The organism is Burkholderia sp. A9 (assembly GCF_000801975.1).
Genome location: NZ_JSZN01000004.1, coordinates 194860 through 219901 on the forward strand (window position 1 = coordinate 194860; position 25042 = coordinate 219901).

Here is a 25042-nt window from a genome sequence, read left to right on the forward strand (position 1 = left end):
TCGCGCCGCACCTACCCCTGTTGACCTGCCTTGTTATGTTTGCTGCGTCACTTCACGCCGCCACACCCGCCCGAATGCACGCGACACGCGCCGCCGAGCCCTGCCGCACTTCCGGCAGCGGCACGTCCTGCGCGCACGCGTCGATCGCGACCGGGCAGCGCGTGCGGAACGCACAGCCGGACGGCGGGTTGAGCGGAGACGGCATCTCGCCCGCCAGCAGCATCGGACGGCGAGCACGCTCGCGCGCCGGCTCCGGCGTCGGCGCTGCATCGAGCAGCGCCTTCGTGTACGGGTGCTGCGGCACGCCGTACACGTCATGCCGCGCGCCGAACTCCATCACGCGGCCGAGATACATCACGAGCACGCGCTGGCTGATGGCCTTCACCACCGCCAGATCATGCGCGACGAACAGATAGGACAACGACAGTTCGCGTTGCAGATCGCGCAGCAGGTTCACGATCTGCGCCTGGATCGACACGTCGAGCGCCGATACGGGTTCGTCGCAGATCACGAGCTTCGGCTCGCCGATCAGGGCGCGTGCGATGCCCACGCGCTGGCACTGTCCGCCGGAGAATTCGTGCGGATAGCGCAGCAGATGATGCGCGTTCAGGCCGACCCGCTCGAGCATCGTGACCACCCGGCGGCGCACTTCGGTGCGGCCGAGGCCCGCGTGGTGCGTGACGAGCGGCTCGGCGACGATCTGCTCGATCGTCATGCGCGGATCCAGCGACGCAAGCGGATCCTGGAAGATCATCTGCACTTCGCGGCGCATCGCGGTGCCGCGCAGGTGATCGGGCGCGACGGCTTCGCCGCGCCAGCGCACCGTGCCGGCCGTCATCGGCACGAGGCCGATCAGCGAGCGCGCGAGCGTCGACTTCCCGCAGCCCGACTCGCCGACGAGCCCGACCGTCTCGCCGCGCTTCACGTCGAACGACACGCCGTCGACCGCGCGCAGCGTGCCCTTCGGCGACCACGGATAGCCGCCGAGCGGCACGCGGAAATGCACCTTCAGATCCTCGACGGACAGCAGCGTGTCGCCCGTCGCGCCGTCATTGCGGCGTTCATTGACGCTCATCGCAGACCTCCCGTCAGATCGGCCAGCGGCCGGTGGCACGCGCGCACCGCGCCTACCGCGCCATAGGTTTCGAGCGCGGGGCGCGCGTCACCGCAGCGCGCCTCCGCATACGTGCAGCGCTTCGCGAACGCGCAGCCGGCCGGCGCGGTGCCGGGCATCGGCGGATTGCCGGGAATCGCGACGAGCGGGGCATCGTCCGCGTCGGTCAGGCGCGGCAGCGCGTTGAGCAGGCCGATCGTGTACGGATGCGACGGCGCCGCGAAGATCGATTCGGCCGGCGCGTATTCGACGGTGCGGCCCGCATACATGACCATCACGTCGTCCGCGAGGCCCGCGACCACGCCCATGTCGTGCGTGATCAGCACGATCGCGGTGCCGCGCTCGCGGTTCAGCTCGCGCAGCAGGTCGATGATCTGTGCCTGCACGGTCACGTCGAGCGCGGTGGTCGGCTCGTCGGCGATCAGGATTTCCGGCTCGGACAGCAGCGCCATCGCGATCATCACGCGCTGGCGCATGCCGCCCGAGAACTCGTGCGGATACATCCGGATGCGGCGCGCCGCGTCGGGAATGCGCACCGACTCGAGCGCCTCGATCGCGCGCTTCGTGGCTTCCTTGCGCGACAGCTTGCAATGCAGCTGCAGCGTCTCGGTCATCTGCCGCTCGATCGTCAGGAACGGATTGAGCGACGTCATCGGATCCTGGAAGATCATCGCGATCCGGTCGCCGCGCACCGCGTTCAGCGCGCGCGTATCCATCTCGAGCAGGTTGTCGCCACGATAGCGCGCGGCGCCGGTCGTCGCGCCGTTGCCGGCCAGGAGGCCGAGCAGCGCCATCACGGTCTGGCTCTTGCCCGAGCCCGATTCGCCGACGATGCCGAGCGTCTTGCCGGCTTCGAGCGAGAACGACACGCCGCTCACGGCGTCGATCGGCGGTGCGTCCTTGCGCGAGAAACGCACGCCGAGGTTTTCAACTTCAAGCAGAGCTGCCATTTCAGCGATCCTTCGGGTCGAGCGCGTCACGCAGGCCGTCGCCAACGAAGTTCACGCAATAGAGCGTCACGCACAGCATGACGGCCGGCGCCAGCAACAGCCACGGCGTCGATTCCAGTTTCTGCGCGCCGTCCTGGATCAGCACGCCCCAGCTCGTCATCGGTTCCTGCACGCCGAGGCCGAGGAACGACAGCACCGATTCCGTCAGCACGATGTTCGGCACCGAGACCGTCGCATACACGACGACCACGCCGAGCAGGTTCGGCACGACGTGGCGCAGGATGATCGACGCCGGCGACACGCCGATCGCGCGCGCCGCATCGACGAACTCGCGGTTGCGCAGCGACAGCGTCTGGCCGCGCACGACGCGCGCCATGTCGATCCACGAGAACGCGCTGATGGTCAGCACGACCAGCATGAACGAGCGGCCGAACAGGGTCATCATCAGGATCGCGATCAGCAGGTACGGGATCGCGTACATCATGTCGACGACGCGCATCATCGCGGAGTCGACGCGGCCGCCCGCGAAGCCGGCGATCGCACCCCACGCGACGCCGAACAGGCCGGACACCAGCGTGCCGAGCAGGCCGACCTCGATCGACACGCGGCCGCCGATCAGCGTGCGCACGAGCAGGTCGCGGCCGAGCTCGTCGGTGCCGAACCAGTGCTGGCTCGCGAGCGTCGGCGGCAGGCTGATCGAGCCCCAGTCGCTTGCGGCGGGATCCGCCGCAAGCAGCCACGGGCCGACGAAACACGCGAGCGTGATCAGCGCGAGCAGCACGAGGCTGAACACGGCCGCGCGGTTGTGAAGGAAGCGCGCGAACGCGAGCGCGAGCGGCGAACGCGAACGCGGCGGCGAGTCGGTCTGCACGGGCAGACTGACGACGGGAGTAGTCGGAGTCATCGCAGGGCCTCGCTCAGTAACGGATGCGCGGATCGAGCCACGCGTAGGCGAGGTCGACCAGCAGGTTGAACAGCACGGCACAGACGGTCGTCAGCACGACGAGGCCGAGCACCAGCGTGTAGTCACGGTTGATCGCGCCGTTCACGACCAGCTGCCCGAGCCCCGGCAACGCGAACACCGATTCGGTGACGACGGCCGCCGTGATCGACGTGATGCAGACCGTGCCGAACAGCGACACGACCGGCATCAGCGCGGGCTTGAGCGCGTGGCGCAGCACGATCGTCGAGCCTTGCAGGCCCTTCGCGCGCGCAGTGCGGATGAAGTTGCTCGACAGCGTCTCGATCATCGAGCCGCGCATCACGCGTGCGAGCAGCGACACGTTGATGAGGGTCAGCAGCACGATCGGCAGCAGCCGGTACTGCCAGCCACCGTCGCCCCAGCCGCCGGCCGGCAGCCAGCCGTTGCCGGCCGACGTCTTCAGCAGGATCGCGAAGATCCACACCAGCACCGGGCCGAGCACGAACGGCGGCACGACGTTGCCGAAGTTGCCGATCAGCATCACGAAGCGGTCGATCAGGCTGTCGCGGCGCACGGCCGCGACGGTGCCGAGCAGCACGCCGAACACGATCGAGATCGGGATCGACACGCCGCCCACGCCGAGACTCACGGGCAGCGCCTTCTTCACGAGATCGTTCACCGACCAGTCGACGTAGCGGAACGACGGGCCGAGATCGCCCTGCAGCAGCGAACCGAGATACAGCAGGTACTGCTTCCACAGCGGCTCGTCGAGGTGGTACTTCGCGTTCAGGTTCGCGAGCGTCGCCGCGGACAACTGCTTCTCCGTATCGAACGGACCGCCGGGCGTGAAATGCAGCAGCAGGTAGCAGACGGTGATGACGGCGAGAATCGTCGGCACCGCCCACAACGTGCGTCTCAATGCGTAGGCCAGCATGATCGCTCCGCTCAGTGCTTGATCAGGTACATGTCCTGCGAAGCACGCATGTCGATCACGTTCTTCAGCGAGTACCCGCCCACGTAGGGCTTCACGAGACGGTCGGCCGAGTACTGGAACAGCGGCACCATCGGCGTGTCGTTCATCGCCGTGTCGTGCGCCTGCGTGAGCAGCGTGGCGCGCGCCTTGTCGTCGAGCTTCTGGTTGCCTTCGTCGACGAACGTGTCGACCTGCTTGTTGCAGTAGCCGACGGTGTTCTGCGAGCTGCCGCAGCGGATCAGGTCGAAGAAGGTCATCGCGTCGTTGTAGTCGGCGAACCAGCCGTCGCGCGCGATCTGCACCTTGCCGTCATGCCGATCCTTCATCAGCACCTTGAACTCGACGTTCTCGAGCTTCGTGTTGATGCCGAGCTTGGTGCGCCATTCCGATGCCGTGAACAGCGCGACCTTCTTGTGCAGGTCGTTGGTGTTGTAGGTGAGCGTGAACGACAGCGGCTTCGCGTCCGAGTAGCCGGCCTGCTTCAGCAGGGTCTTCGCGGTCTCGACACGCTTGGCCATCGGCCACGACGCCCATTCCGGCGTGAACGGCTTCGCGCCCTTCGTGCCGTTCGGCATCAGCCCGTACATCGGCTTCTCGCCGGCCTGCGTGAGCTTCGACGTCAGCACCTCGCGATCGATCACCATCGACAGCGCCTGGCGCACGCGCTTGTCCTTCAGCGCCGCGTCGCTGTTGTTCAGGTAGTAGTAGTACGTCGCGAGCTGCAGGCCCGGGCGCAGTTCGCCGCCGAACTGCTTGCTGACCTGCTGGAAGATGCCCGACGGGATCGAGTAGCTGTAGTCGATCTGGCCGGCCTGGTACATGCGCATCGCCGTTTCATCGCTCTCGATCGGCAGGTACGTGACCTTGTTGATCACGACCTTCGGCGCGTTCCAGTACTTCGCGTCCTTGGTCACGACGATGCGGTTGTTCGGCTGCCAGTCGGCGAGCTGGTACGCGCCGTTGCTGACGAGGTTGCCCGGGCGCGTCCACGCGTCGCCGAACTTCGCGACGGCGTCCTTGTTCACCGGCACGAGCGGCGCCATCGCGGTCAGCTCGGGGAAGAATGCGACCGGCACGTCGGTCGTCACTTCGAGCGTGTACGGATCGACGGCGCGCACGCCGAGCGTCGACGGCGCGGCCTTGCCCGCGATGATGTCCTTCGAGTTCTTCACGAACTCGACGAGGATCGTGTATTTCGAGCCCGTCTTCGGATCGACGAGGCGCTGCCACGAATAAACGAAATCGGCTGCCGTCACGGGCTCGCCGTTGCTCCACTTCGCGTCGTGGCGCAGCTTGAAGATCCACGTCTGCGGCGTCTTGCGCTCCCACGATTGGGCGACGCCCGGCACGACCTGGCCGGTCGCGTCGATACGGGCGAGCCCCTCGAACAGGTCGAGGCCGATCGTGTTGCCGGTCCACGACTCGATGTGTGCCGGATCGAGCGACTCGACTTCGGCGGGCACCTGGCGCGTCAGGTCCTGTTGAGGAGCGAGCGCGACGTTCGACGGAACGGTAACGGCGTGGGCGACAGGCGTCGTCAGGGCGAGCGCGGCCAGCACGGCCGACATGGCATGCAAGGATTTCATCGTGGCAGTCTTGAGAAAGTGTTTCGGTGAGCGTCGCGCGGCGGATGCCGCGGATTACGCGTGAGACGCTGACGGGTACAGCGATTGAGGAGGCCCGTGATTCTCGTATTGCATGTTAGTATTCCTTACGTTTCTTTCGACAGGCATCCCATCTCTGAAACGAAGGAATACCCGTGCGTTAGAACAATCGCGGTGTACCGACCCAGACCACCACCGATTCAACCTTCGCGGTGTTGACCCAGCTGTGCGGGACCGTCGACTGATAGTGCGAACTGTCGCCGGCATGCAGGACGAACGTCTTGCCTTCCAGCGTCAGCGACACTTCCCCTTCAATCACATACAGGAACTCCTCTCCTGCATGTGTCGTCACCTCCGACCGCTTCTGCCCCGGCGGCATCCGCACGAGGATCGCCTCGAGCTGACGCCCTTCGGTCACGTTCGTCAGCCTCGCGAACAGGTTCGCCGAATCGGCGAATCCGAAGAAGCGCAACTGCTCGCCTCTGCAGACCGAGCGTTCCTCGCTCGGCGTATCCACGAAGTACTGCACCGTCACGCCTAGCGCCTGTGCGATACCGGCCAGCGACGTCAGCGACGGCGACGCGAGCCCGCGTTCGACTTGAGACAGAAACGGCTTAGAAATCCCCGCGGCGGTAGCGGTGTCGTCGAGCGTGCGCTTGAGTCGTTGGCGCAACGCGCGAATCTTGCTGCCCAGTGCGGCGGCAGCGTCTGCTGACCGCGAGTTTTCAGTGGGGGGAACCATAGCAGGCCGAAAAGTGGTCGTCAAAAAATGTTTGATGGAAAGTAACTAAGTTAGATCGATTTGGCTTAGTCTTCGGGTTCGCACACGTCTTCGGTGTTGAGCCCGGTGCACTAAACAGGGCACGAAGCGAGCGAAACGACGCGCTATCTTGCCAGACTCGCCGGCTTCACAGGCAAGCTGCAAGCGGCTCTCCGGGAATCTGCGGAGAACTGGCGCAAAGCTTACAAGTAGATGATGAGACAAATGTTCCTGAAAGCTGCCGCCATATCGGGAGTTTCCCTGAGTGGCGCGAACCTGACGCACCGGACCGGCGAACGTTACCATTCGCGCGCCGGTCGGGGCCCCGCCCCGCCCTACCAGGCGGCGTCCGACCCCGGCCCGGGCTAACCCGCCCGACTGCTCCATCGCCCACGCAAGGCCTACCCGGCCACTGCGCTGCGGCGCCAGTTCGACCCCCAAGGCGACGCGCGATCCGCGACGCCCGTTTCAGACGAGATTGATGATGCAAACACCTGTTTCCCAAACCCGATCGTTTACGACGGTCTTCCTCATCGAGATGTGGGAGCGCTTCGGCTACTACGGCATGGCCGCGCTGCTCGTTCTCTTCATGATCGACAAGCTCGGCTTCACCGACAGCAACGCGAGCCTGACCTGGGGCGCGTTCACCGCGCTCGTCTGGGCGGCACCGTCGATCGGTGGCTGGATCGGCGACAAACTGCTCGGCTCGCGCCGCACGATGGTCATCGGCGCGATCGTGCTGTGCCTCGGTTACCTGATGCTCGCGCTGCCGAACGATCAGCTTGGCTACATGTACGCGTCGCTGGCCGTGGTCGTCGTCGGCAACGGTCTGTTCAAGGCGAACGCGGCGAACCTCGTGCGCCGGATTTACGAAGGCGACGACGCGCGTATCGACAGCGCGTTCACGATCTACTACATGGCAGTCAACATCGGCTCGACCGTGTCGATGCTCGCGACGCCGTGGATCAAGGATCACTGGGGCTGGCACACCGCATTCGCAGTATGCGCCGCGGGCATGATGCTCGGCGTCCTGAACTTCTTCCTGATGCATCGCACGCTTTCGCAGATCGGCTCGCAGCCGGATGCGGAGCCGATCCGCTGGGGCCGCCTCGGCGCGGTTCTCGCGGGCAGCGCGGTGTTCTGCGTCATCACGATGTACGTGATCGGACACAAGCAGCTCGCGGTCGCGAGCGTGTGGACGGCAGCGTTCGCGATCCTCGCGATCTTCGGGTACATGATCGCGAAGGCAGAGCAAACCGAGCGCGCAGGCCTCATCGCCGCGCTCGTGCTGACCGCGCAGGTGATCCTGTTCTTCATCTTCTACATGCAGATGTCGACGTCGCTGACCCTGTTCGCCATGCGCAACGTCGACCCGCGCTTCATCGTGTTCGGCACGACGCTGTTCTCGTGGAGCCCCGCGCAGTTCCAGGCGCTCAACCCGATCTGGATCATGCTGATGAGCCCCGTGCTCGTGGCGATCTACAACCGCCAGGCGAAGAACGGCCGCGACCTTCCGGTCGCCGCGAAATACGCGCTCGGCTTCGCCACGGTCGCGCTCGGCTATCTGATCTTCACGATCAGCGGCCGCTATGCGGTCGACGGCCACGTGTCGTCGTGGTTCATGGTGTGGGGCTACGCTCTCAACTCGCTCGGCGAACTGCTCGTCAGCGGCCTTGGCCTCGCGATGATCGCCCGCTACGTGCCGGCGCGCATGAGCGGCTTCATGATGGGCGCGTACTTCGTCGCGACCGGCGTGTCGCAGTATCTCGGCAGCGTGGTCGCGAACTACGCGCAGATGCCGTCGAAGGACCTGCCCGCGACCGTGTCGCTGCCGCTCTACCTGTCGCTGTTCGAGAAGCTCGGCTGGCTCGCCGCGGTCGGCATGCTGCTCTCGCTGCTGCTGCTGCCGATGATGAACCGCCTGTCGCGCCAGCATCAGCGTTGCGCGGAAGAGCGCCGCGAGGAAGAAGCCGGTCAGGCGCCGGCGCTGGCCTCGGTCCAGTAAGTACTATCCCTCGGCGTGCGGCATGCACGCCACATTCTCCCGCCAGAGCGGCCAGCACGTCCTACACTGGTTGCAACAGCGCATTCGCTCCATCGCGATGTGCACTGGTGGGAGAAGATCATGAAAAGCAAAACGACACGGCTTTTGAGGCTACTGTCGGACATCCGGCACGCGCAGCGCTGCACCGCATTGCGCGCCGCCCGGGCCGCAGCCGAAGCCGACGCGGTGCTCGCGCAACCGGACGATCCGAAGTCCGACGAACGCGACGACACCGAATCCGACGACGCGACCGTCGTCCCCCGCTCCCGTATCAGCTCACCTCACTGACGGCTCCGCCGCCGCGCGGCCCGTTGCGTGCCGCCTGCGCGTTGTCCCGCGCCGCTCACGCGGCCGCGCCGCGCCAGCGCGCGATCCACGTTCCCGAACCGGCCACGACCATCATCAGCGCGACCGCGCATGCGTCGGCCGCGAGGCCCACACCGGGATGCCGCAGCTCGGCACCGTTCGCGACCGGATGCAGCAGCGAATCGATGACGAGCGAGATCGCGGCGCCCGCGACGAAGCAGATCAGCCCGCGCCGGCCGACCGCGACGACGGGCCCCACGGCGCGCGCGATCCGCGCGATCCAGCCGTAGCGCACGCAGTCGGCCATCAGCCACGCGACCGCCGCGAAGCTCACGATGCGCGGCAGCGCGAGATCGCGCTTGAGCACGCCTTCGGGCACCGGCAACCCCGAGAACAGCTTGTAGCTCGCGCAGCCGAGCACGATCGCGCATGCCACGCCGGTCGCCGCGGCGCTCCAGCGCCCGAGCGCGATGTGCCGGTACACGGGCTGGCAGCGCGCGAGCACGCCGCCGACGAACATCAGCTGCCACGCGAACGGATTGAAGCTCCAGCGGAACGAATCGGTATCCAGCAGTTCGGGGCCGAGCCAGCCCGCCGCGAGCCACGACGCGGCGCTGAACGCGGCGAGCAGCCACGGATGGCGGCGCGCGAACGGCACGATCGCCGGCGACGCGAGCGCGAACAGCACGTACATCGGCAGCACCGACGCGAGATACGGCTGGCGCTGGAACGTGAGCAACTCGGCGAGGCCCGTGAGCGGCGACGCGAGCATCACGCTGACGTCGTCGAGCGCGAGGTTCGGCGCGTCGATCCCGTAATGGTCGAGCACGGCGGACACGACGAGCATCAGCGTCGACGTCGCGAGAAACGCGCGATAGATCTGCATCGCGCGGCGCACGAACCGCCGCTGCGCGGCACGCGCGCCGTGCCGGTCGGCGATCGCGCCGTACGCGCTCGCGGTCGCGAAGCCGCCGAGGAACACGAACACCTCCGCCGCGTCGCACAGCGCGAACGCGTGGAGCGTCACGCGAGACAGCACGCTCGCGCCGATGTGATCGACGACGATCATCAGCAGCACGATTCCGCGGAAGAAATCGACTTCGATCAGGCGGCCGCTGCGCGCCGGCGCGACCGTGGCGACGGGCGGCGCGCTCAACGACATGGCCGCACCTGCGCGATGACGGCGCGGCACGCGCCGGTGGAGGATTCGGAAGGGAGAAGGCAAACGTGATCGGCGGCGATACGCGTATGCTCGTATCGCGCCAACCCGGCCGGCCCGGCACGGAGATGACCGTTCATGGAAAAGCCGCATACGAAGAGAAGACGGTCAGATCAGTCTAGCGGCCGGTCGGGGGATACCCTAAGTAACAAAGTGCAACGGAATCTTCTGTTCGATTACAGGCGTGACATCGGCGATGCGAAGCTGGCGAGGCGGCCAGCCCGATGTCAGCGCGATGCCAGTTCGACGCCAGCATCGCGGGATTCGACGCTAGGAACGCGCGATGCGCAGCACGTTCCGTGAGGCCGCCGCGTCGTGAGCGACAACGCTCAACCGCGCATGGGCAAGCGCCGCATCAGCATCGCGCTATGCCACGCGGTCAATGCGACGGCAGCCCAGATCGGCCCGTACGTCGCGAGCTGCGCGACGCTCAACGTCTCGCCGAGCAGCAGCAGCGACACCGCGACGAGCAGCACCGGCTCGACGTAGCCGAGAATTCCGAACAGCGCCATCGGCAGCATCCGGCTCGCCTTCAGGTAGCTCGCGAGCGCGAGCGTGCTGAGCACGCCGAGCCCCGGCAGCAGCGCGGCCCACAGCAGCGGATGGCTGGCGACCGGCGTCGGGCTCGCCGCCACCATCGCGAGCGCAATCGGACACAGCAGCACGATCTCGAGCGCGAACGCGGCCAGCGAATCGGCGTTGATCCGGCGGCGCAGCACGAAATACGGCGGATAGCCGAGCGCGACGACGAGCGTCGGCCATGCGAACGCGCGCGTCGCCCACACTTCGTGCGCGACGCCGAGCGCCGCGCAGGCGACCGCCATCCATTGCAGCGGGTCGAGCCGTTCGTGGTAGTAAAAGCGGCCGACGAGCACCATCGTCAGCGGCAGCAGGAAATAGCCGAGCGACACTTCGAGCATGCGCCCGTGCAACGGCGCCCACAGGAACAGCCACAGCTGCAGGCCGAGCAGCGCCGCGCTCACCGGCAGCGCGATCATCAGGCGCCAGTCGCGCACGCTGCGCCGCACGAGCTCGACGAGCGCCGGCCAGCGGCCGCGCAGCGCGATCAGCGCGAGCGCGCCCGGCGCGGTCCACACGATGCGCCACGCGAAGATGTCGAGCCCCGTGAGCGGCGCGAGCAGTTTCGCGTAAGCGGACATCAGCGCGAACAGTGTCGACGCCAGCACCGACAGCACGATGCCGCGCCCGGCCTCCGGATACCCCGTCATGTTCTTGTTCGCCTTACTGCTGCTGGAAACGCTCGAAGCGCTTTTCAACCTGACGCTCCTCGAACGTCACCTCGGTCACGCGCGCGGACGGCGGCCCGTGGCGCAGCCACGCGAGCATCCGGTCGATCTGCGCGCCGGGGCCCTGGATCATCGCCTCGACGCTGCCGTCCTCGAGATTCGCGACCCAGCCACGCAGCTTCAGCGCATGCGCCTCGCGCACGGTCGCGTGACGGAAACCGACGCCCTGCACGACGCCGCGCACCCGCACGTAGTAGGTCTCGATCCGTTCGTCCAGTTCATTGCGGCTCATGGCGTCGCCCTCCCGTTGCATTCAAGCCCGGCATTGTAGTCGCGTCGGCCGCTTCGCACACGCGTGCGGCGGGCCGGCCCGACCGCCGCGCGGCGCTCGCGTCGCCGGGCGCGCCGACCACGTACAATCTCGCCGACGCACAACCGCCGCGCCGCTTGCGCGCGGCCCTGAAGGAAACGCATGACTGATACTTCCCGCGATCTCGTTCTCGTCACCGGCGCGTCCGGTTTCGTCGGCTCGGCCGTCGCACGCATCGCGCAGCAGAAAGGCTATGCGGTGCGCGTGCTGGTGCGCCCGACCAGCCCGCGCACGAACGTCGCGGATCTCGATGCCGAGATCGTCACCGGCGACATGCGCGACGAGGCGTCGATGCGCGCCGCGCTGCGCGGCGTGCGCTACCTGCTGCACGTGGCGGCCGACTACCGGCTGTGGGCACCGGATCCGGACGAGATCGAGCGCGCGAACCTGGAAGGCGCGGTCGCGACGATGCGCGCGGCGCGCGCCGAAGGCGTCGAGCGGATCGTCTACACGAGCAGCGTCGCGACGTTGAAGGTGACGAGCGCCGGCGATCCGTCCGACGAGAACCGGCCGCTGACGGCAGAGCAGGCGATCGGCGTCTACAAGCGCAGCAAGGTGCTGGCCGAGCGCGCAGTCGAGCGGATGATCGCCGACGAAGGGCTGCCGGCGGTGATCGTCAACCCGTCGACGCCGATCGGCCCGCGCGACGTGAAGCCGACGCCGACCGGCCGCATCATCGTCGAAGCCGCGCTCGGCAAGATCCCCGCGTTCGTCGACACGGGGCTGAACCTCGTGCACGTCGACGACGTCGCGCACGGCCACTTCCTCGCGCTCGAGCGCGGCCGGATCGGCGAGCGCTACATCCTCGGCGGCGAGAATCTGCCGCTGCAGCAGATGCTCGCCGACATCGCGCAGATGACGGGCCGCAAGGCGCCGACGATCGCGCTGCCGCGCTGGCCGCTCTACCCGCTCGCGGTCGGCGCGGAGGCCGTCGCGAAGTTCACGAAGAAGGAGCCGTTCGTGACCGTCGACGGGCTGCGGATGTCGAAGAACAAGATGTATTTCACGTCCGCGAAGGCCGAGCGCGAGCTTGGCTACCGCGCGCGTCCGTACCGCGAAGGGTTGCGCGACGCGCTCGACTGGTTCGGCTCGGCGGGCTACCTGAAATAACATAAAGCGGCGTGCTTCACGCTGCTTTGCGCACTTTGTTACACGTCGCTGACGGACCAGCACCGGCGCAGCGGTTAAAATCGCGGGTCTTACGCAGAGAAGACACGCATGAACCTGAACGAACAGATCGATTCGCTCAACGCGGGCGTCGATCAGCTCCTCCACGATCACCACGCCGCGCAGCAGGCGGCACGTAGCGCGGAAGCGTTCGCGCGCGCCGCCGCCGCGGAAGCCCAGGCCGCCGCCGAACGCCACGCGGCCGCCGAGACCGAAGCCCAGGCCGCCGCGCAGCGCCACACGGCTGCCGCCGCCGATGCCGATGCCGCGCAGCAGCGCCATGCCGACGCCACCGCCGCGGCCGACGCCGCCGCCCAACGTCACACCGAAGCTGCCGCGCAGGCCGAAGCCGCCGTCCAGCGGCACGCGGAAGCGACCGCGCTGACCGAAGCACTCGCGCAGCGCCACGCGGATGCCGAAGCCGCGTCGCAGCGTCATGCGGCCGCGATCGCCGAAGCCGAGGCCGCCGCGCAACGCCATCACGCCGCCGCGACCGAAGCGGACGCAGCTGCGCAGCGTCATGCCGCCGCCACCACCGAGGCCGAAGCCGCCGCGAAGCGTCACGCGGAAGCGACCGCCGAAGCCGAGGCCGCGACCCAGCGCCAGGCGGCCGCCATCGCGGACGCCGAAGCGCTCGCGCAGCGTCACACGCAGGCGATCGCCGACGCGCAAGCCGCCGCGCAGCGCCATGTCGACGCGACCGCCGAAGCGGAGGCCATCACGCAGCGCCACTCCGAGGCGATCGCACAGGCCGAATTGGCCGCGCAACGTCATGCAGACGCGACGGCCGAGGCCGAGGCCGTCACGCAACGTCACACCGAAGCGATCGCGCTGGTCGAAGCGGCCGCGGAGCGTCACGCGAAGGCGATCGCCGACGCCGAGGCGCTGGTCGAAGCCGTCGTGAAGGAGGCCGCGACGAGCGCGGTCGCTGCGGCAACCGCGACGGATGTCGTGGCCGAAGTCGCGGCCGAAGTCGTCGCACCGGCTGTCGAGCCCGCTGTCGAGCCGGTGGCAGAAGCAGCCGAACCGGTTGTCGCCGATGAAGTCGTTGCAGCGCCGGCCGACGCGACCACCGCCGTCGTCGCGACGACGGCAGCCGACGCCGTGGTCGAAGTCGCCCCGGCGGACAACGCGACGCTGCACGTCGCGCGCCCGTCGCAGAACGAGCTGACGCTGACCGTCAACGGCCAGTCGATCACGCTGCACCCGGAACAACTGGGCCAGCTGATCGAGGAACTCGCGCATGCGCGCGCGTCGATGCAGCCGGAGCCGCCACCCGGCATCCCGGCCGGCTGGCGTTTCGTGACGACGAAGAACCCGATGATGGCCGTGCAGAAGCAGTCGAACGGCGACCGCCTGTTGGTCGCGCGCCACACCGGCTACGGCTGGGTGCCGTTCACGTTCTCGCCGGACGTCGTGGTCCAGATGTACATGATGCTGACCCAGCGGTAAGCACGCGCGGCACCGCCGCAAAAGAAACAGCCCGACCGGTTCGCACCGATCGGGCTGTTTGCTTTCCGAACACCGGGTGAACGGCCGGCATCCGCCGGCGTCGTTCAGCGATCCACCGGCGCCTGCACGCGCGCCTTCCACTGGCCGCCCTTGCCGCGCCAGTAGCGCCACGCGGACGCGAACGTCGCGCCGACGTAGAACAGCGCGACCAGCGGCAGCGCGGGCGCCCACAGCGGCGAGCGCCGGTAGTAGCGCAGCATCGGCGCATACGCGGTGCACATCGACGCCCACGCGAGCCACGCCGGCCATGCGCGTGCACCGTACACGAGCGCGGCGACGGGCGGCACGAGATAGATGATCGTCATCCCGAGCAGCGTGCCGGCGAGCAGCAGCGGCGAATAGTGAAGCTGCGTGAACGCGGTGCGCGCGATCATGTTCCAGATGTCGCGCCAGCTGTCGTACGGACGCAACGAGACGCTGCGGTCGGCCAGATCGAGCCGGATCGGATGCCGGCCGCTACCGCGATGCTTGATCTGCGCGGCAAGGCTGCAGTCGTCGATCAGCGCGCCGCGGATCGATTCGATGCCGCCCGCCTCCTCGAGCGCACTGCGCTTGACCAGCATGCAGCCGCCCGCGGCGCCGGCGGTCCGGTTGCGCGGATTGTTGATCCACGAGAACGGATAGAGCTTCGCGAAGAAGAACACGAACGCCGGGATCAGCGCCTTTTCCCAGAACGAATCGCAGCGCAGCCGCACCATCAGCGACACGAGATCGCGCTGCTCGGCCTGTGCGCGCGTGACCAGCTGGGCCACCGCGTCGGGCGGATGGCCGATGTCGGCATCGGTCAGCAGCAGGTAGTCGGCCGGCAGCCCGAGCGTGCGCACCGCCGCGATGCCCTGCGACTGCGCCCACACCTTGCCCGACCAGCCGGCCGGCAGCGGCTTCGCGGCGAGCACCGTCAGCCGGTCGGCGCGGTTGATCGCGAGCGCGGCCGCGCGGGCCGCGTCGGCGGTGCCATCGTCGCTGTGGTCGTCGACAATGATCAGATGAAAGTCGCCCGGATAGTCCTGCTCGAGCAGCGACGTCGCCGCTTGCGCGATCACGTCGACTTCGTTGCGCGCCGGCACGACCGCGACCACGGCCGGCCAGCCAGCCTCGGCTGCGGCGCCGCGCGCGTCGGGCGGCAGCGCCCGCGCTGGCCGCGCCCGCCAGAAGCCGCCGCGCGCGACGAGCAGCACGATCCAGATCAGCAGCGACAGGCCGGACACCAGGAAGGTAATCGCCAGCATCATCGGCAGGCCTCCTGCCGGACACCGGCGCGAGCGGTCCGGCCGCCCGCGGCGCCGGACCGGTCAATCAGGGTCGGAGTGAAAACGCCCAAAACCGCACGGGCGGCAGGGCAATACGCGTAAGAATCGACGGTCATCGAATGGCCTTGAAATGAGCGCGACGCCGGGCAACCGGACAGGCTGCCCGCGAAACCGCGCAGTTTACCGGGTTCCGCGCGCGCGAGCGCCGACGCGGCTCTGCGCGGAATGCAACAGCGTCGATACAGCACCAAAGCAAGGACGGCCCGATAGGGTTAAAATGCGCGATTAATTCGGGGTTCCGGGGCCTGGCATGGCCGGTTCGTTTCCTGCCTTCATAACATCAAGCCGGGGCGAGCGAGCGGTGCCAGCTCTTCGAACCCCGGCGTCTGTCGTCGGAGTTCGCTCACTTATGCGAGTCATCCTTGCCCAGCCCCGCGGCTTCTGTGCGGGGGTTGTCCGTGCGATCGAGATCGTCGATCGCGCGCTGCAACAGCACGGCGCGCCGGTCTATGTGCGTCATGAGATCGTTCATAACCGGCATGTCGTCGAAAACCTGCGTAATAAAGGGGCGCGATTCGTTGAGGAGCTCGACGAAGTGCCGCACGGTGCCGTGGCGATCTTCAGCGCCCACGGTGTCGCCCAGACGGTCGAACGCGACGCGGAAACGCGCGGGCTCGACGTGCTGGACGCAACCTGCCCGCTCGTCACGAAAGTGCACGTTCAGGGCCGCCAGTACGTCGCGGCGGGCCGCCGGCTGATCCTGATCGGCCATGCGGGCCATCCGGAAGTCGAGGGCACGATCGGCCAGATTCCGGCCGAGGTGGTCCTCGTGCAGAGCGAGGCCGAAGTCGATACGCTGACGCTGCCGGTCGATACGCCGGTCGCGTACGTCACGCAGACAACGCTGTCGGTCGACGACACGCGCGGCATCATCGAAGCGCTGCAGCGCCGGTTCACCGACATCGTCGGCCCGGACACGCGCGACATCTGCTACGCGACGCAGAACCGCCAGGCCGCCGTGCGCGAACTGAGCAGTCAGGTCGACGTGCTGCTGGTCGTCGGTGCGACGAACAGCTCGAACTCGAACCGCCTGCGCGAGATCGGCACCGAAAGCGGCGTGCCGAGCTATCTCGTCGCCGACGGCTCGGAAGTGAAGGCCGAATGGTTCGCGGGCGTGCAGACGGTCGGCCTGACCGCCGGCGCGTCGGCACCCGAGGAAATGGTTGAGGATGTAATTGGCGCGCTACGCGCGCTGGGGCCCGTCGATGTCACGACGATGGCGGGCCGTGAGGAAAAAGTCGAATTCAAGTTGCCGGCGAAGCTTACGCAAGCTGTCGCCCGCGAAGTTTAAGGAGGACAACTCTTGTCTATTCCGCTGCTCCAGCAAGTCCGCGTCGGCGCATACATCATGCGCCAACACCTGTCCGGCAACAAACGCTATCCGCTCGCGCTGATGCTCGAGCCGCTGTTCCGCTGCAACCTCGCCTGTAACGGCTGCGGCAAGATCGACTATCCGGACCCGATCCTGAACCAGCGCCTGTCCGTCGAGGAATGCCTGCAGTCCGTCGACGAGTGCGGCGCGCCCATCGTGTCGATCGCCGGCGGCGAGCCGCTGCTCCACAAGGAGATGCCGGAGATCGTCAAGGGCATCATGAAGCGCAAGAAATTCGTGTACCTGTGCACGAACGCGCTCCTGATGGAAAAGAAGATGGACGACTACGAGCCGAATCCGTACTTCGTCTGGTCGGTCCACCTCGACGGCGACAAGGACATGCACGATCATTCCGTGTCGCAGGAAGGCGTGTACGACAAGGCGGTCGCGGCCATCAAGGAAGCGAAGCGCCGCGGCTTCCGCGTGAACATCAACTGCACGCTGTTCAACGACGCGATCCCCGAGCGCGTCGCGAAGTTCTTCGACACGCTGGGGCCGATCGGCGTCGACGGCATCACCGTGTCGCCGGGCTACGCGTACGAGCGCGCACCGGACCAGCAGCACTTCCTGAACCGCGACAAGACGAAGAACCTGTTCCGCGAGATCCTGAAGCGCGGCGAAGGCGGCAAGCGCTGGTCGTTCAGCCAGTCGTCGCTGTTCCTCGACTTCCTGGCCGGCAACCAGACGTACAAGTGCACGCCGTGGGGCAACCCGGCGCGTACGGTGTTCGGCTGGCAGAAGCCGTGCTATCTGGTCGGCGAAGGTTACGTGAAGACCTTCAAGGAGCTGATGGAAGACACGAACTGGGACAACTACGGCGTCGGCAACTACGAGAAGTGCGCGGACTGCATGGTCCACTGCGGCTTCGAAGCCACCGCCGTGATGGACACGATCTCGCATCCGCTGAAGGCGCTGCGCGTGAGCAAGAAGGGCATCAAGACCGACGGCCCGTTCGCACCGGACATCTCGATCGCGAAGCAGCGCCCGGCCGAGTACGTGTTCTCGCGCCACGTCGAGATCAAGCTCGAGGAAATCCAGCGCGCCGGCAAGGGCAAGCTGCAGAAGCCGGCGAAGCCGGCAACGGCGGCTTAAGCGCGTTGCGCCATGCGGAGGGTTGCCCTCCGCACCGGCGGGCCTCAAGAAAGCGTCACGGAGTTCGCTCCGTGGCGCTTTTGTTTTGTCGGACGCCAGATAGCCCGCTGCGCATCCGGGCACGCATGCGAATGAGAACGCCGGCTGCCTAGTTTCGCGACTGCGCCGCGGCGATCAGCTGCCATGCGGTCGGACCGGGATCGAGCAACGGGTCGGACGGCGGGTCGAGATCATGTTGATGCGCTTCGTCGGACGGCAGCGCCTGCGACTTCGCGATGCCGATCTCGTCGCCGCATACGGTGCATCGATAGATGCCCGCGATCGTCACTTCACTGCCCGGCGGCAGGTTCTCGCTGAATGCGCGGCCGCTTCCGCACGTGAAGTAGCCGCCGATCCTGTATAACGCCATCGCTCCTCCTGACCGAAACGAATGCGTTCGCGCCGACACGCACGATCATCGCAAACGCGAGGATGGATCGTCATCGACCGAACCCGTCCGGCTCCTGTCTTGACATTAGACGGCGAGCGTCAGCCCCAGGGAATGGGACACGTATGAAACACAGCGCGGAGCCGGTCGCGTTGCAGCCGCTCAATGCAGAACGGCCGGCTTGCGCATCCTCGCCACCGCCTGCGCGACCAGCTCCGGCTGCGCGGCGGACGCGAACGTGCAGACATGACGCCACAGCTCGGCGAGCCGGTGCCGCGTGAGCGTCGCGACGCAGGTGTCGTGCGCGGCAAGCACGTGTTCGAGCACCGCGCATTCGTCGTCCTGCAGCGTCCATGCGCCGCTTTGCGCGGCGCGCGCCACGCTCGCGTCGAGCACGCGCTCCGCGGCAATGCACAGGTCGGCGCTCGCATCGGCGCACACCGCATCGTCGAGCGCGAGGAACACCAGATAGACGCTCGTGCGCAGCCGCATCAGCAACGCTTCGCTGCCATGCTCGCCGCGCAGCGCGACGAGCGCCATGTGGCACTTCAGCGAGATGTCGCGCACATGCGTGGGCGGCAGCGGCAACAGCCACTCACGCGTGAGCGGCGGGTGGCGACGGCTTTTTCGGACGGCCTTCATGATTCGCACTCGCTTGCGGAAACATCGTCCGCGTCGAACGCCGGCCACACCGTGCGGCACGCGACCGCGCCGCGGCGCGCGACGCGCAGGTCCTTCGCACGGCGCCGCGCGCCGTACACCGCGGCCCGCCGCGGCGCGCACGCATCCGGTAGCCGGCGTATCGCCGACGCACGCAACGCGTCGGGGAATCGGTTGGGGCATGCCATGCTCGTCTCCCGCATCAGAACGTGTTCTCGCCCTTCAGGTAGTACGCCGTCTTCACGAAGAACGCCTTCACCGGATGGCCGCTCTGCGCGTCGCCGGCCGCGCGTGCTTCCATCGCGGCCTTTTCCTCGCGCGACCGGTCAGGCACCGGGTTCCTCACGCGTTCGAGCGCACGCTGCATCGCGAGCGGATAGTTCTGGTTGCCGGCCGTCGTCGCACGAAAACCGGCGCGCGTCATCTGCATCAGCTGCACGTCGGTTTCGGCGCGCGCCGCCGACCAGTTCAACGGTGCGGCGTTCGGCTGCCACTCGGTATTGACGGATTGCGCGAAGCTGGCGGCGGGCAGCGCGACCAGCGCGCCGGACAGGACAGCAAGGGAAACGAGGGATCGCATCATGGCCTCCAGATGGTTGTTTCCGCATCGATCTCCGGCGTCGATGCGGTGAAACCATCGTATGTCGCGCGGCAGCGCGCTTGAATAGCCGAATCCGCAATTGATATTTTCGGTACCGAAATCCGGGCTGCGATCCGCTTGATTCGCCAATCCCGCCAAACCGGAATTTCTTTATTTCATTCAATTACCTGATCGCGTTTTCGCAGACGATTCGAAGCGGCCCGTGAATCGTTTTTTCAGTTTTTGAAATGACGTATTGCCGGCGCGATTGCGTGCCGCAGCAAGTGCCGGCGCGGCTTTCGGCGTAACGCCTTGCATGCCGGCCCGCGCGAGAAATGCTTCATCGAGCGAGCTTGTTCGTCTGACGCGCGGCAGTCGTCCACGCCGAATTACTGCTCTGCGACAAGACGTGTCCGACGAGGACGCGCGATAATTGCGCATCGCGCCGTATGTCACGGCCGTCCCGCATTCCGCTTCCTTCTCTTCGCGAGTCCCGCCATGGCTGCCATCGACACTACCGCCATCCACAGTTGGCATGCCCACGTCTACTTCGATGCCGCGAGCCGCGACACGGCCTGGGCGTTTCGCCTCGTCGTCGAAGAACGGTTCGGCGCGATCATCGAACTCGGCCGCTTTCATGAACGCCTCGTCGGCCCGCATCCGGCCTGGTCGTACCAGATCGCGTTCGACGCCACGCGGTTCGACACCCTCGTGCCGTGGCTCGTGCTGAATCACGGCGCGCTCGACATCTTCCTGCATCCGAACACGGACGACGAACTGCGCGACCATCGCGACAGCGCGGCGTGGATCGGCAAGTCGCATGAACTGAATCTCGGCGCGCTGGCGGGCTGACCGCCGCCGCGAGGTCGCCTTCGACACTTGCGACATCCACGTTTCGGCCTGCGCTGAAACGTCCGGCGGCGTCGCATCGATACAGTGGTTCCGTGATCCACGCGCACCGGAACCCGCCATGACGCACACCGACACCGATGCACGCCGCATCTATCAAGACTGGCACGCCGCCGTCGTCGCCCGCGACCTCGACGGCCTGATGGCGCTGTACGCGGACGACGCGATACTCGAAACTCCGCTGATCGTCGTCACGCTGCCCGGGCACGGTTCGGGCGTGCTGCACGGCAAGGCCGCGATCGGCGAATTCTTCGCGGCCGGCCTGCGCAATCCGGGCAACAAGCTCGGACGCTGGTACCGCACGGGACTGTGCTTCTCGAACGGGCGGCAACTCACCTGGGAATATCCGCGTGAAACGCCGGAAGGCGATCAGGTCGATCTCGTCGAGGTGATGGATCTGCGCGACGGGCTGATCGCGCATCACCGCGTCTACTGGGGGTGGGTCGGGTTCAATGCGCTGCGGAACGTCGCGCCGGCGGCCGGTCGCACCTGATGCCGACGGCCACGAAGAACGCGCGGCGCGCCTGCTCCCGCTGGCGCGGCCGCCGCATGCGACTGCACATACGCCGCCGCCCCGCGTCGCTCACGCGACATACATCGCGACACTGACGAACTGGCACAGGCTGCCGGCCAGCACGAAAAGATGCCAGATACCGTGCCCGTGGCGGATGCGCTCGTCGTTGATGAAGAAGTAGATCCCGACACTGTAGATGATGCCGCCGGCCAGGAGCCACGCGGTACCCACCGGCGGCAACGCATGGATCAGCGGGCGGATCGCGACGAGCGCGAGCCAGCCCATCAGCACGTACAGCACCATCGAGACGATCCGCGTGCGTCGTCCGAGCGTGAGTTCCTGCGCGATCCCGAAGGCGGCGAGCCCCCAGCTCACGCCGAACAGCGACCAGCCCCACGGGCCGCGCAGCGTGACGAGCGTGAACGGCGTGTAGCTGCCCGCAATCAGCAGATAAATGGCCGAATGGTCGCACTTCTGCAGGATCGCCTTGAGCCGCGGGTTGCGCACGCTGTGATACGCCGTCGAGATCCCGTAGAGCAGGATCAGCATCGCACCGTACACGCTGAAGCTCACGATCTTGTAAGGATCGCGGTCGAGCGCGCCGATCGTCACCAACGCGACCAGCCCTGCCACCGACAGTACCGCGCCGACGAGATGGGAAATGCTGTTGAAACGCTCACCGACATGCACGACCGGTTCTCCTGCGCGGATTCATCGGAAAAAAGCAGAGCCCTATGATACCGGGGTGTGAATTAAGCCGCGCTGAAGCCGGTCAAACGCCGCGGCGACGGCCGGGCCACGCCACGCCCGCGCGCGCCGCCCGCCCCGCCAAAGAAAAAGCGCCGCGAAATCCTTCGCGGCGCTTCCTGGTCCGTCCCCGGACCGCCTTACCGGACGGCTTCACCGCTCCGGTTCAGCAACACTTCCCGGCCCCCGATCCGTATCGCGCATTCTGACGCTCGCGGAAGAATGCCTCGTATGTCATCGGCTCGCGGTCCGGATGAGTCTCGCGCATGTGCGCGACGTAGGTGTCGTAGTCGGGCAGGCCGACCATCAGCCGCAACGCCTGCCCGAGGTAACGCCCCGCGCTGCGCAGGTCGCTGCCAAGATCGCTGAACATCGCGGCCTCCCGTTAGCGTCCGCTGCCGAGCGCCTGCGCGGCCGGCATCGGCTCGTACGGCGTCTCGCGCACGGTCGGCGTCGATTCGCGACGCGCGCGCAGCACGGCGAGCAGGCCGTACACCGCGATGGCCACGACGACGAAGATGAACAGGCCGGCCAGCGCCGCATCGATGTAGTCGTTGAAGATGATCCGCTGCATCTGCGCGATCGACTTCGCCGGTGCGAGCACCTTGCCTTCGTCCACCGCAGCCTGCAGCTTCGCGGCGTGCGCGAGGAAGCTGACCTTCGGGTTCGAATCGAAGATCTTCTGCCAGCCGGCCGTCAGCGTGCAGATCAGCAGCCATGCGGTCGGCACGAGCGTCACCCACGCGTAGCGCTCACGCTTCATCTTGAACAGCACGACGGTGCCGAGCACCAGCGCGATCGCGGCCAGCATCTGGTTCGAGATGCCGAACAGCGGCCACAGCGTGTTGATGCCGCCGAGCGGATCGACCACGCCCTGATACAGGAAGTAGCCCCACGCGGCCACGCACAGCCCGGTGGCGACCAGGTTCGCGGGCAGCGACTCGGTGCGCTTGAGCGCCGGGTGGAACGTACCGAGCAGGTCCTGCAGCATGAAGCGGCCCGCGCGCGTGCCGGCGTCGACGGCCGTCAGGATGAACAGCGCCTCGAACAGGATCGCGAAGTGATACCAGAACGCCATCATCGCTTCGCCGCCGATCACCTGGTGCAGGATGTGCGCCATGCCGACGGCCAGCGTCGGCGCGCCGCCCGCGCGCGCGATGATCGTCGTTTCGCCGACGGCCTTCGCGGTCTGCGTCAGCATGTCAGGCGTCAGCACGAAGCCCCATTGCGTCACCGTGTTAGCGACGGCTTCTGGCGTCGAGCCGAGCACGGCGGCCGGTGCGTTCATCGCGAAGTAGATGCCCGGCTCGATCACGCACGCGGCGACCAGCGCCATGATCGCGACGAACGATTCCATCAGCATCGCGCCGTAACCGATGAAGCGCGCGTTGGTTTCGTTGTCGATCAGCTTCGGCGTCGTACCCGACGAGATCAGCGCGTGGAAGCCCGACACCGCGCCGCACGCGATCGTGATGAACAGGAACGGGAACAGGTTGCCCGACCACACCGGGCCGGTGCCGTCGACGAACTTCGTCAGCGCGGGCATCTTCAGTTCCGGCGCGACGACCAGGATGCCGATCGCGAGGCCGAGGATCGTGCCGATCTTCAGGAACGTCGACAGGTAGTCGCGCGGCGCGAGCAGCAGCCACACCGGCAGCACCGATGCGACGAAGCCGTAGCCGATCAGGATCCACGTGAGCTGCGTGCCGTTGAACGTGAACCAGGCGGCGAGCGTCTGCGAATCGTGCACGGTCTGGCCGAACGCGATCGACGCCATCAGCAGCACGAAGCCGATGATCGACACTTCGCCGATGCGGCCCGGGCGGATGTAGCGCGTGTAGACGCCCATGAACAGCGCGATCGGAATCGTCGCGGCGACGGTGAACGTGCCCCACGGCGAATTGGTCAGCGCCTTCACGACGATCAGCGCGAGCACCGCGAGGATGATCACCATGATCAGGAACGCGCCGAACAGCGCGATCACGCCGGGCACCGTGCCGAGCTCCATCTTGACGAGGTCGCCGAGCGAGCGGCCGTCGCGGCGCGTCGAGATGAACAGCACGATGAAGTCCTGCACCGCGCCGGCGAACACGACGCCGGCCAGGATCCACAGCATGCCGGGCGTGTAGCCCATCTGCGCGGCGAGCACCGGCCCGACGAGTGGCCCGGCGCCGGCGATCGCGGCGAAGTGATGGCCGAACAGCACGTACTTGTTGGTCGGTACGTAGTCGAGGCCGTCGTTGAACTTGACTGCCGGCGTCATCCGCAGCCCGTCGAGCTGCATGACCTTGCTGGCGATGAAACGGCTGTAGAAGCGATATGCGATCAGATACACGCAGACTGCGGCGATCACGATCCAGAGCGCGCTGACGCGTTCGCCGTGCGCGAGTGCGATCGTTCCGAACGAGAACGCGCCTAGCAGCGCGACCGCGATCCAGAGCAGGGTACTGGAAGCCCGATTCATGGCGTCTCCTGGTCTCCAATGTGATTTTGAGTGGATCCGGCGAGGCGCCGGACCCGCGTGACGTCGATGCGTCGTGCCGCGGTCTCGTGAAGGCCACGGCGGTGGGCTGTAGTATTCCGTGCGACGGGGGAGGCTTACAAGCGCACAACTACGTATGCGCGGCTACGTAGAATTACGTAGAAGCAGCGTGCGACCGCGTTGAATCGACTCACGGCGCGACATGCGTGCAGTCGGGCCGGGCCCGGCACATCGCGCGCCGGGCCGCATGCATCAGTGCTTGTCGTCGACCTTCTTCGGCTTCGGCGGCGACGGCACCTTCGCATACTGGAACGCCGGCGTCGCCTTCAGCGCATCCTTCGTCGCGCCCGGCAGATAGATGTTGCCGTTGCGCACGTCGAGCGACGCGATCGGCACCGCGACGTCATGCGCGGCCACGCCGAGGAAGCCGCCGGCCGATACGATCGCAGCCGACACCGAGCCGTCCGGCGCGACGATCAGGTCGCGCACCGTGCCGACCTTCTGGTTCGCGTCGTTGTACACGGCCTTGCCGAGCACGCTCTTCTTCACGCTCCAGCCTTCGAGCAGCGCCTGCGATTGCTCGACGGTCACGCTGAGCGGCTGCGCGCCGGCGATCTGTGCGTGCGCGCTGACGCTCGATGCAAGGATGGTTGCTGCGATGAGGGTTTTGTAGAACTTCATGTATTGCACTCCGGTTCGGTTGTTGTTGATTCCGGCAGCGAAGCGACGCGGGCGCAACGGCAGATCGGTGGGCCCCCCGT

General features: G+C 67.0%; 25 protein-coding genes. 8 read left to right on the forward strand and 17 right to left on the reverse strand.

The features are described 5' to 3' along the window. Positions 1 to 52: 52 nt before the first annotated feature. The 6 genes from PI86_RS02800 to PI86_RS02825 all read right to left on the reverse strand — a co-directional run bounded on the left by PI86_RS02800 (position 53) and on the right by PI86_RS02825 (position 6305). Entirely contained in the window at positions 53 to 1075 is a 1023-nt protein-coding gene (locus tag PI86_RS02800) for an ABC transporter ATP-binding protein (protein ID WP_039318533.1), read from the reverse strand. Then, entirely contained in the window at positions 1072 to 2064 is a 993-nt protein-coding gene (locus PI86_RS02805; protein WP_039318536.1) for an ABC transporter ATP-binding protein, read from the reverse strand. The genes PI86_RS02800 and PI86_RS02805 overlap by 4 nt, the downstream gene beginning before the upstream one ends. A 1-nt stretch (position 2065) precedes the next feature. Continuing rightward, on the reverse strand, positions 2066 to 2968 hold the full coding sequence (locus PI86_RS02810; protein ID WP_039318538.1) for an ABC transporter permease: 903 nt from the start codon (positions 2966 to 2968) through the stop codon (positions 2066 to 2068). Between the two features lie 13 nt (positions 2969 to 2981). Beyond that, entirely contained in the window at positions 2982 to 3920 is a 939-nt protein-coding gene (locus tag PI86_RS02815; protein WP_039318541.1) for an ABC transporter permease subunit, read from the reverse strand. 11 nt (positions 3921 to 3931) lie between these two features. Beyond that, on the reverse strand, positions 3932 to 5545 hold the full coding sequence (locus PI86_RS02820) for a peptide ABC transporter substrate-binding protein (protein WP_039318543.1): 1614 nt from the start codon (positions 5543 to 5545) through the stop codon (positions 3932 to 3934). 178 nt (positions 5546 to 5723) lie between these two features. Continuing rightward, the gene (locus tag PI86_RS02825; protein ID WP_014900815.1) at positions 5724 to 6305 is read right to left on the reverse strand and encodes a cupin domain-containing protein; all 582 of its coding nucleotides are present in this window, start codon (positions 6303 to 6305) and stop codon (positions 5724 to 5726) included. A gap of 499 nt (positions 6306 to 6804) precedes the next feature. Between PI86_RS02825 and PI86_RS02830 the strand changes: the two genes are divergently transcribed. Beyond that, the gene (locus PI86_RS02830) at positions 6805 to 8328 is read left to right on the forward strand and encodes a peptide MFS transporter (protein ID WP_039318547.1); all 1524 of its coding nucleotides are present in this window, start codon (positions 6805 to 6807) and stop codon (positions 8326 to 8328) included. A 120-nt stretch (positions 8329 to 8448) separates the two neighbouring features. Then, the gene (locus PI86_RS02835) at positions 8449 to 8655 is read left to right on the forward strand and encodes a hypothetical protein (protein WP_014900813.1); all 207 of its coding nucleotides are present in this window, start codon (positions 8449 to 8451) and stop codon (positions 8653 to 8655) included. 55 nt (positions 8656 to 8710) lie between these two features. Here the strand turns inward: PI86_RS02835 and PI86_RS02840 are convergent, their stop codons facing one another. The 3 genes from PI86_RS02840 to PI86_RS02850 form a co-directional block, all read right to left on the reverse strand. Then, positions 8711 to 9835, reverse strand: a complete 1125-nt coding sequence (locus tag PI86_RS02840; RefSeq protein WP_039318549.1) for an OpgC domain-containing protein — start codon at positions 9833 to 9835, stop codon at positions 8711 to 8713. Positions 9836 to 10221: 386 nt separating this feature from the next. Then, positions 10222 to 11121 (reverse strand): EamA family transporter RarD, encoded by a 900-nt coding sequence (gene rarD, locus PI86_RS02845; protein ID WP_014900811.1) that lies wholly within the window; start codon positions 11119 to 11121, stop codon positions 10222 to 10224. A 13-nt stretch (positions 11122 to 11134) separates the two neighbouring features. Further along, the gene (locus PI86_RS02850) at positions 11135 to 11431 is read right to left on the reverse strand and encodes an acylphosphatase (protein WP_014900810.1); all 297 of its coding nucleotides are present in this window, start codon (positions 11429 to 11431) and stop codon (positions 11135 to 11137) included. Positions 11432 to 11611: 180 nt separating this feature from the next. Here PI86_RS02850 and hpnA point away from each other — a divergent pair, with 180 nt between their 5' ends. Both hpnA and PI86_RS02860 read left to right on the forward strand, forming a co-directional pair. Beyond that, positions 11612 to 12619: a hopanoid-associated sugar epimerase gene (hpnA, locus tag PI86_RS02855; protein WP_011353724.1), complete on the forward strand. Its 1008-nt coding sequence runs from the start codon at positions 11612 to 11614 to the stop codon at positions 12617 to 12619. A gap of 108 nt (positions 12620 to 12727) precedes the next feature. Continuing rightward, positions 12728 to 14128 carry a hypothetical protein gene (locus tag PI86_RS02860; protein WP_039318562.1) on the forward strand — a complete coding sequence of 467 codons (1401 nt, stop codon included), beginning with the start codon at positions 12728 to 12730 and terminating at the stop codon, positions 14126 to 14128. Positions 14129 to 14232: 104 nt separating this feature from the next. Here the strand turns inward: PI86_RS02860 and PI86_RS02865 are convergent, their stop codons facing one another. Continuing rightward, positions 14233 to 15420 carry a glycosyltransferase gene (locus tag PI86_RS02865; RefSeq protein ID WP_014900807.1) on the reverse strand — a complete coding sequence of 396 codons (1188 nt, stop codon included), beginning with the start codon at positions 15418 to 15420 and terminating at the stop codon, positions 14233 to 14235. 427 nt (positions 15421 to 15847) lie between these two features. Between PI86_RS02865 and ispH the strand changes: the two genes are divergently transcribed. Both ispH and hpnH read left to right on the forward strand, forming a co-directional pair. Next, complete coding sequence (gene ispH / locus PI86_RS02870; protein WP_014900806.1) at positions 15848 to 16789, forward strand: 4-hydroxy-3-methylbut-2-enyl diphosphate reductase; 942 nt, start codon at positions 15848 to 15850, stop codon at positions 16787 to 16789. Positions 16790 to 16801: 12 nt separating this feature from the next. After that, the gene (hpnH, locus tag PI86_RS02875; protein ID WP_014900805.1) at positions 16802 to 17962 is read left to right on the forward strand and encodes an adenosyl-hopene transferase HpnH; all 1161 of its coding nucleotides are present in this window, start codon (positions 16802 to 16804) and stop codon (positions 17960 to 17962) included. Positions 17963 to 18110: 148 nt separating this feature from the next. On the opposite strand, the gene PI86_RS02880 is transcribed toward hpnH, so the two are convergent. The 3 genes from PI86_RS02880 to PI86_RS02895 all read right to left on the reverse strand — a co-directional run bounded on the left by PI86_RS02880 (position 18111) and on the right by PI86_RS02895 (position 19629). Beyond that, positions 18111 to 18371: a hypothetical protein gene (locus PI86_RS02880; RefSeq protein WP_039318566.1), complete on the reverse strand. Its 261-nt coding sequence runs from the start codon at positions 18369 to 18371 to the stop codon at positions 18111 to 18113. Positions 18372 to 18551: 180 nt separating this feature from the next. Next, positions 18552 to 19031, reverse strand: a complete 480-nt coding sequence (locus tag PI86_RS02885) for a hypothetical protein (protein WP_039318568.1) — start codon at positions 19029 to 19031, stop codon at positions 18552 to 18554. A 220-nt stretch (positions 19032 to 19251) separates the two neighbouring features. After that, a complete protein-coding gene (locus PI86_RS02895) occupies positions 19252 to 19629 on the reverse strand; it encodes a hypothetical protein (protein ID WP_039318741.1) in 378 nt (125 codons plus the stop codon). A gap of 498 nt (positions 19630 to 20127) precedes the next feature. Between PI86_RS02895 and PI86_RS02900 the strand changes: the two genes are divergently transcribed. Next, positions 20128 to 20481, forward strand: a complete 354-nt coding sequence (locus PI86_RS02900; RefSeq protein WP_039318573.1) for a DOPA 4,5-dioxygenase family protein — start codon at positions 20128 to 20130, stop codon at positions 20479 to 20481. 118 nt (positions 20482 to 20599) lie between these two features. After that, positions 20600 to 21031, forward strand: coding sequence for a nuclear transport factor 2 family protein (locus tag PI86_RS02905; RefSeq protein ID WP_039318576.1), 432 nt, complete (start codon positions 20600 to 20602; stop codon positions 21029 to 21031). A gap of 90 nt (positions 21032 to 21121) precedes the next feature. On the opposite strand, the gene trhA is transcribed toward PI86_RS02905, so the two are convergent. The 4 genes from trhA to PI86_RS02925 form a co-directional block, all read right to left on the reverse strand. Beyond that, entirely contained in the window at positions 21122 to 21742 is a 621-nt protein-coding gene (gene trhA, locus PI86_RS02910) for a PAQR family membrane homeostasis protein TrhA (protein WP_014900798.1), read from the reverse strand. A 223-nt stretch (positions 21743 to 21965) separates the two neighbouring features. Next, the gene (locus tag PI86_RS02915; protein ID WP_014900797.1) at positions 21966 to 22172 is read right to left on the reverse strand and encodes a YbdD/YjiX family protein; all 207 of its coding nucleotides are present in this window, start codon (positions 22170 to 22172) and stop codon (positions 21966 to 21968) included. Positions 22173 to 22184: 12 nt separating this feature from the next. Then, positions 22185 to 24263, reverse strand: a complete 2079-nt coding sequence (locus PI86_RS02920; protein ID WP_014900796.1) for a carbon starvation CstA family protein — start codon at positions 24261 to 24263, stop codon at positions 22185 to 22187. A gap of 270 nt (positions 24264 to 24533) precedes the next feature. Further along, the gene (locus PI86_RS02925; protein ID WP_014900795.1) at positions 24534 to 24962 is read right to left on the reverse strand and encodes a PRC-barrel domain-containing protein; all 429 of its coding nucleotides are present in this window, start codon (positions 24960 to 24962) and stop codon (positions 24534 to 24536) included. Positions 24963 to 25042: the final 80 nt, after the last annotated feature.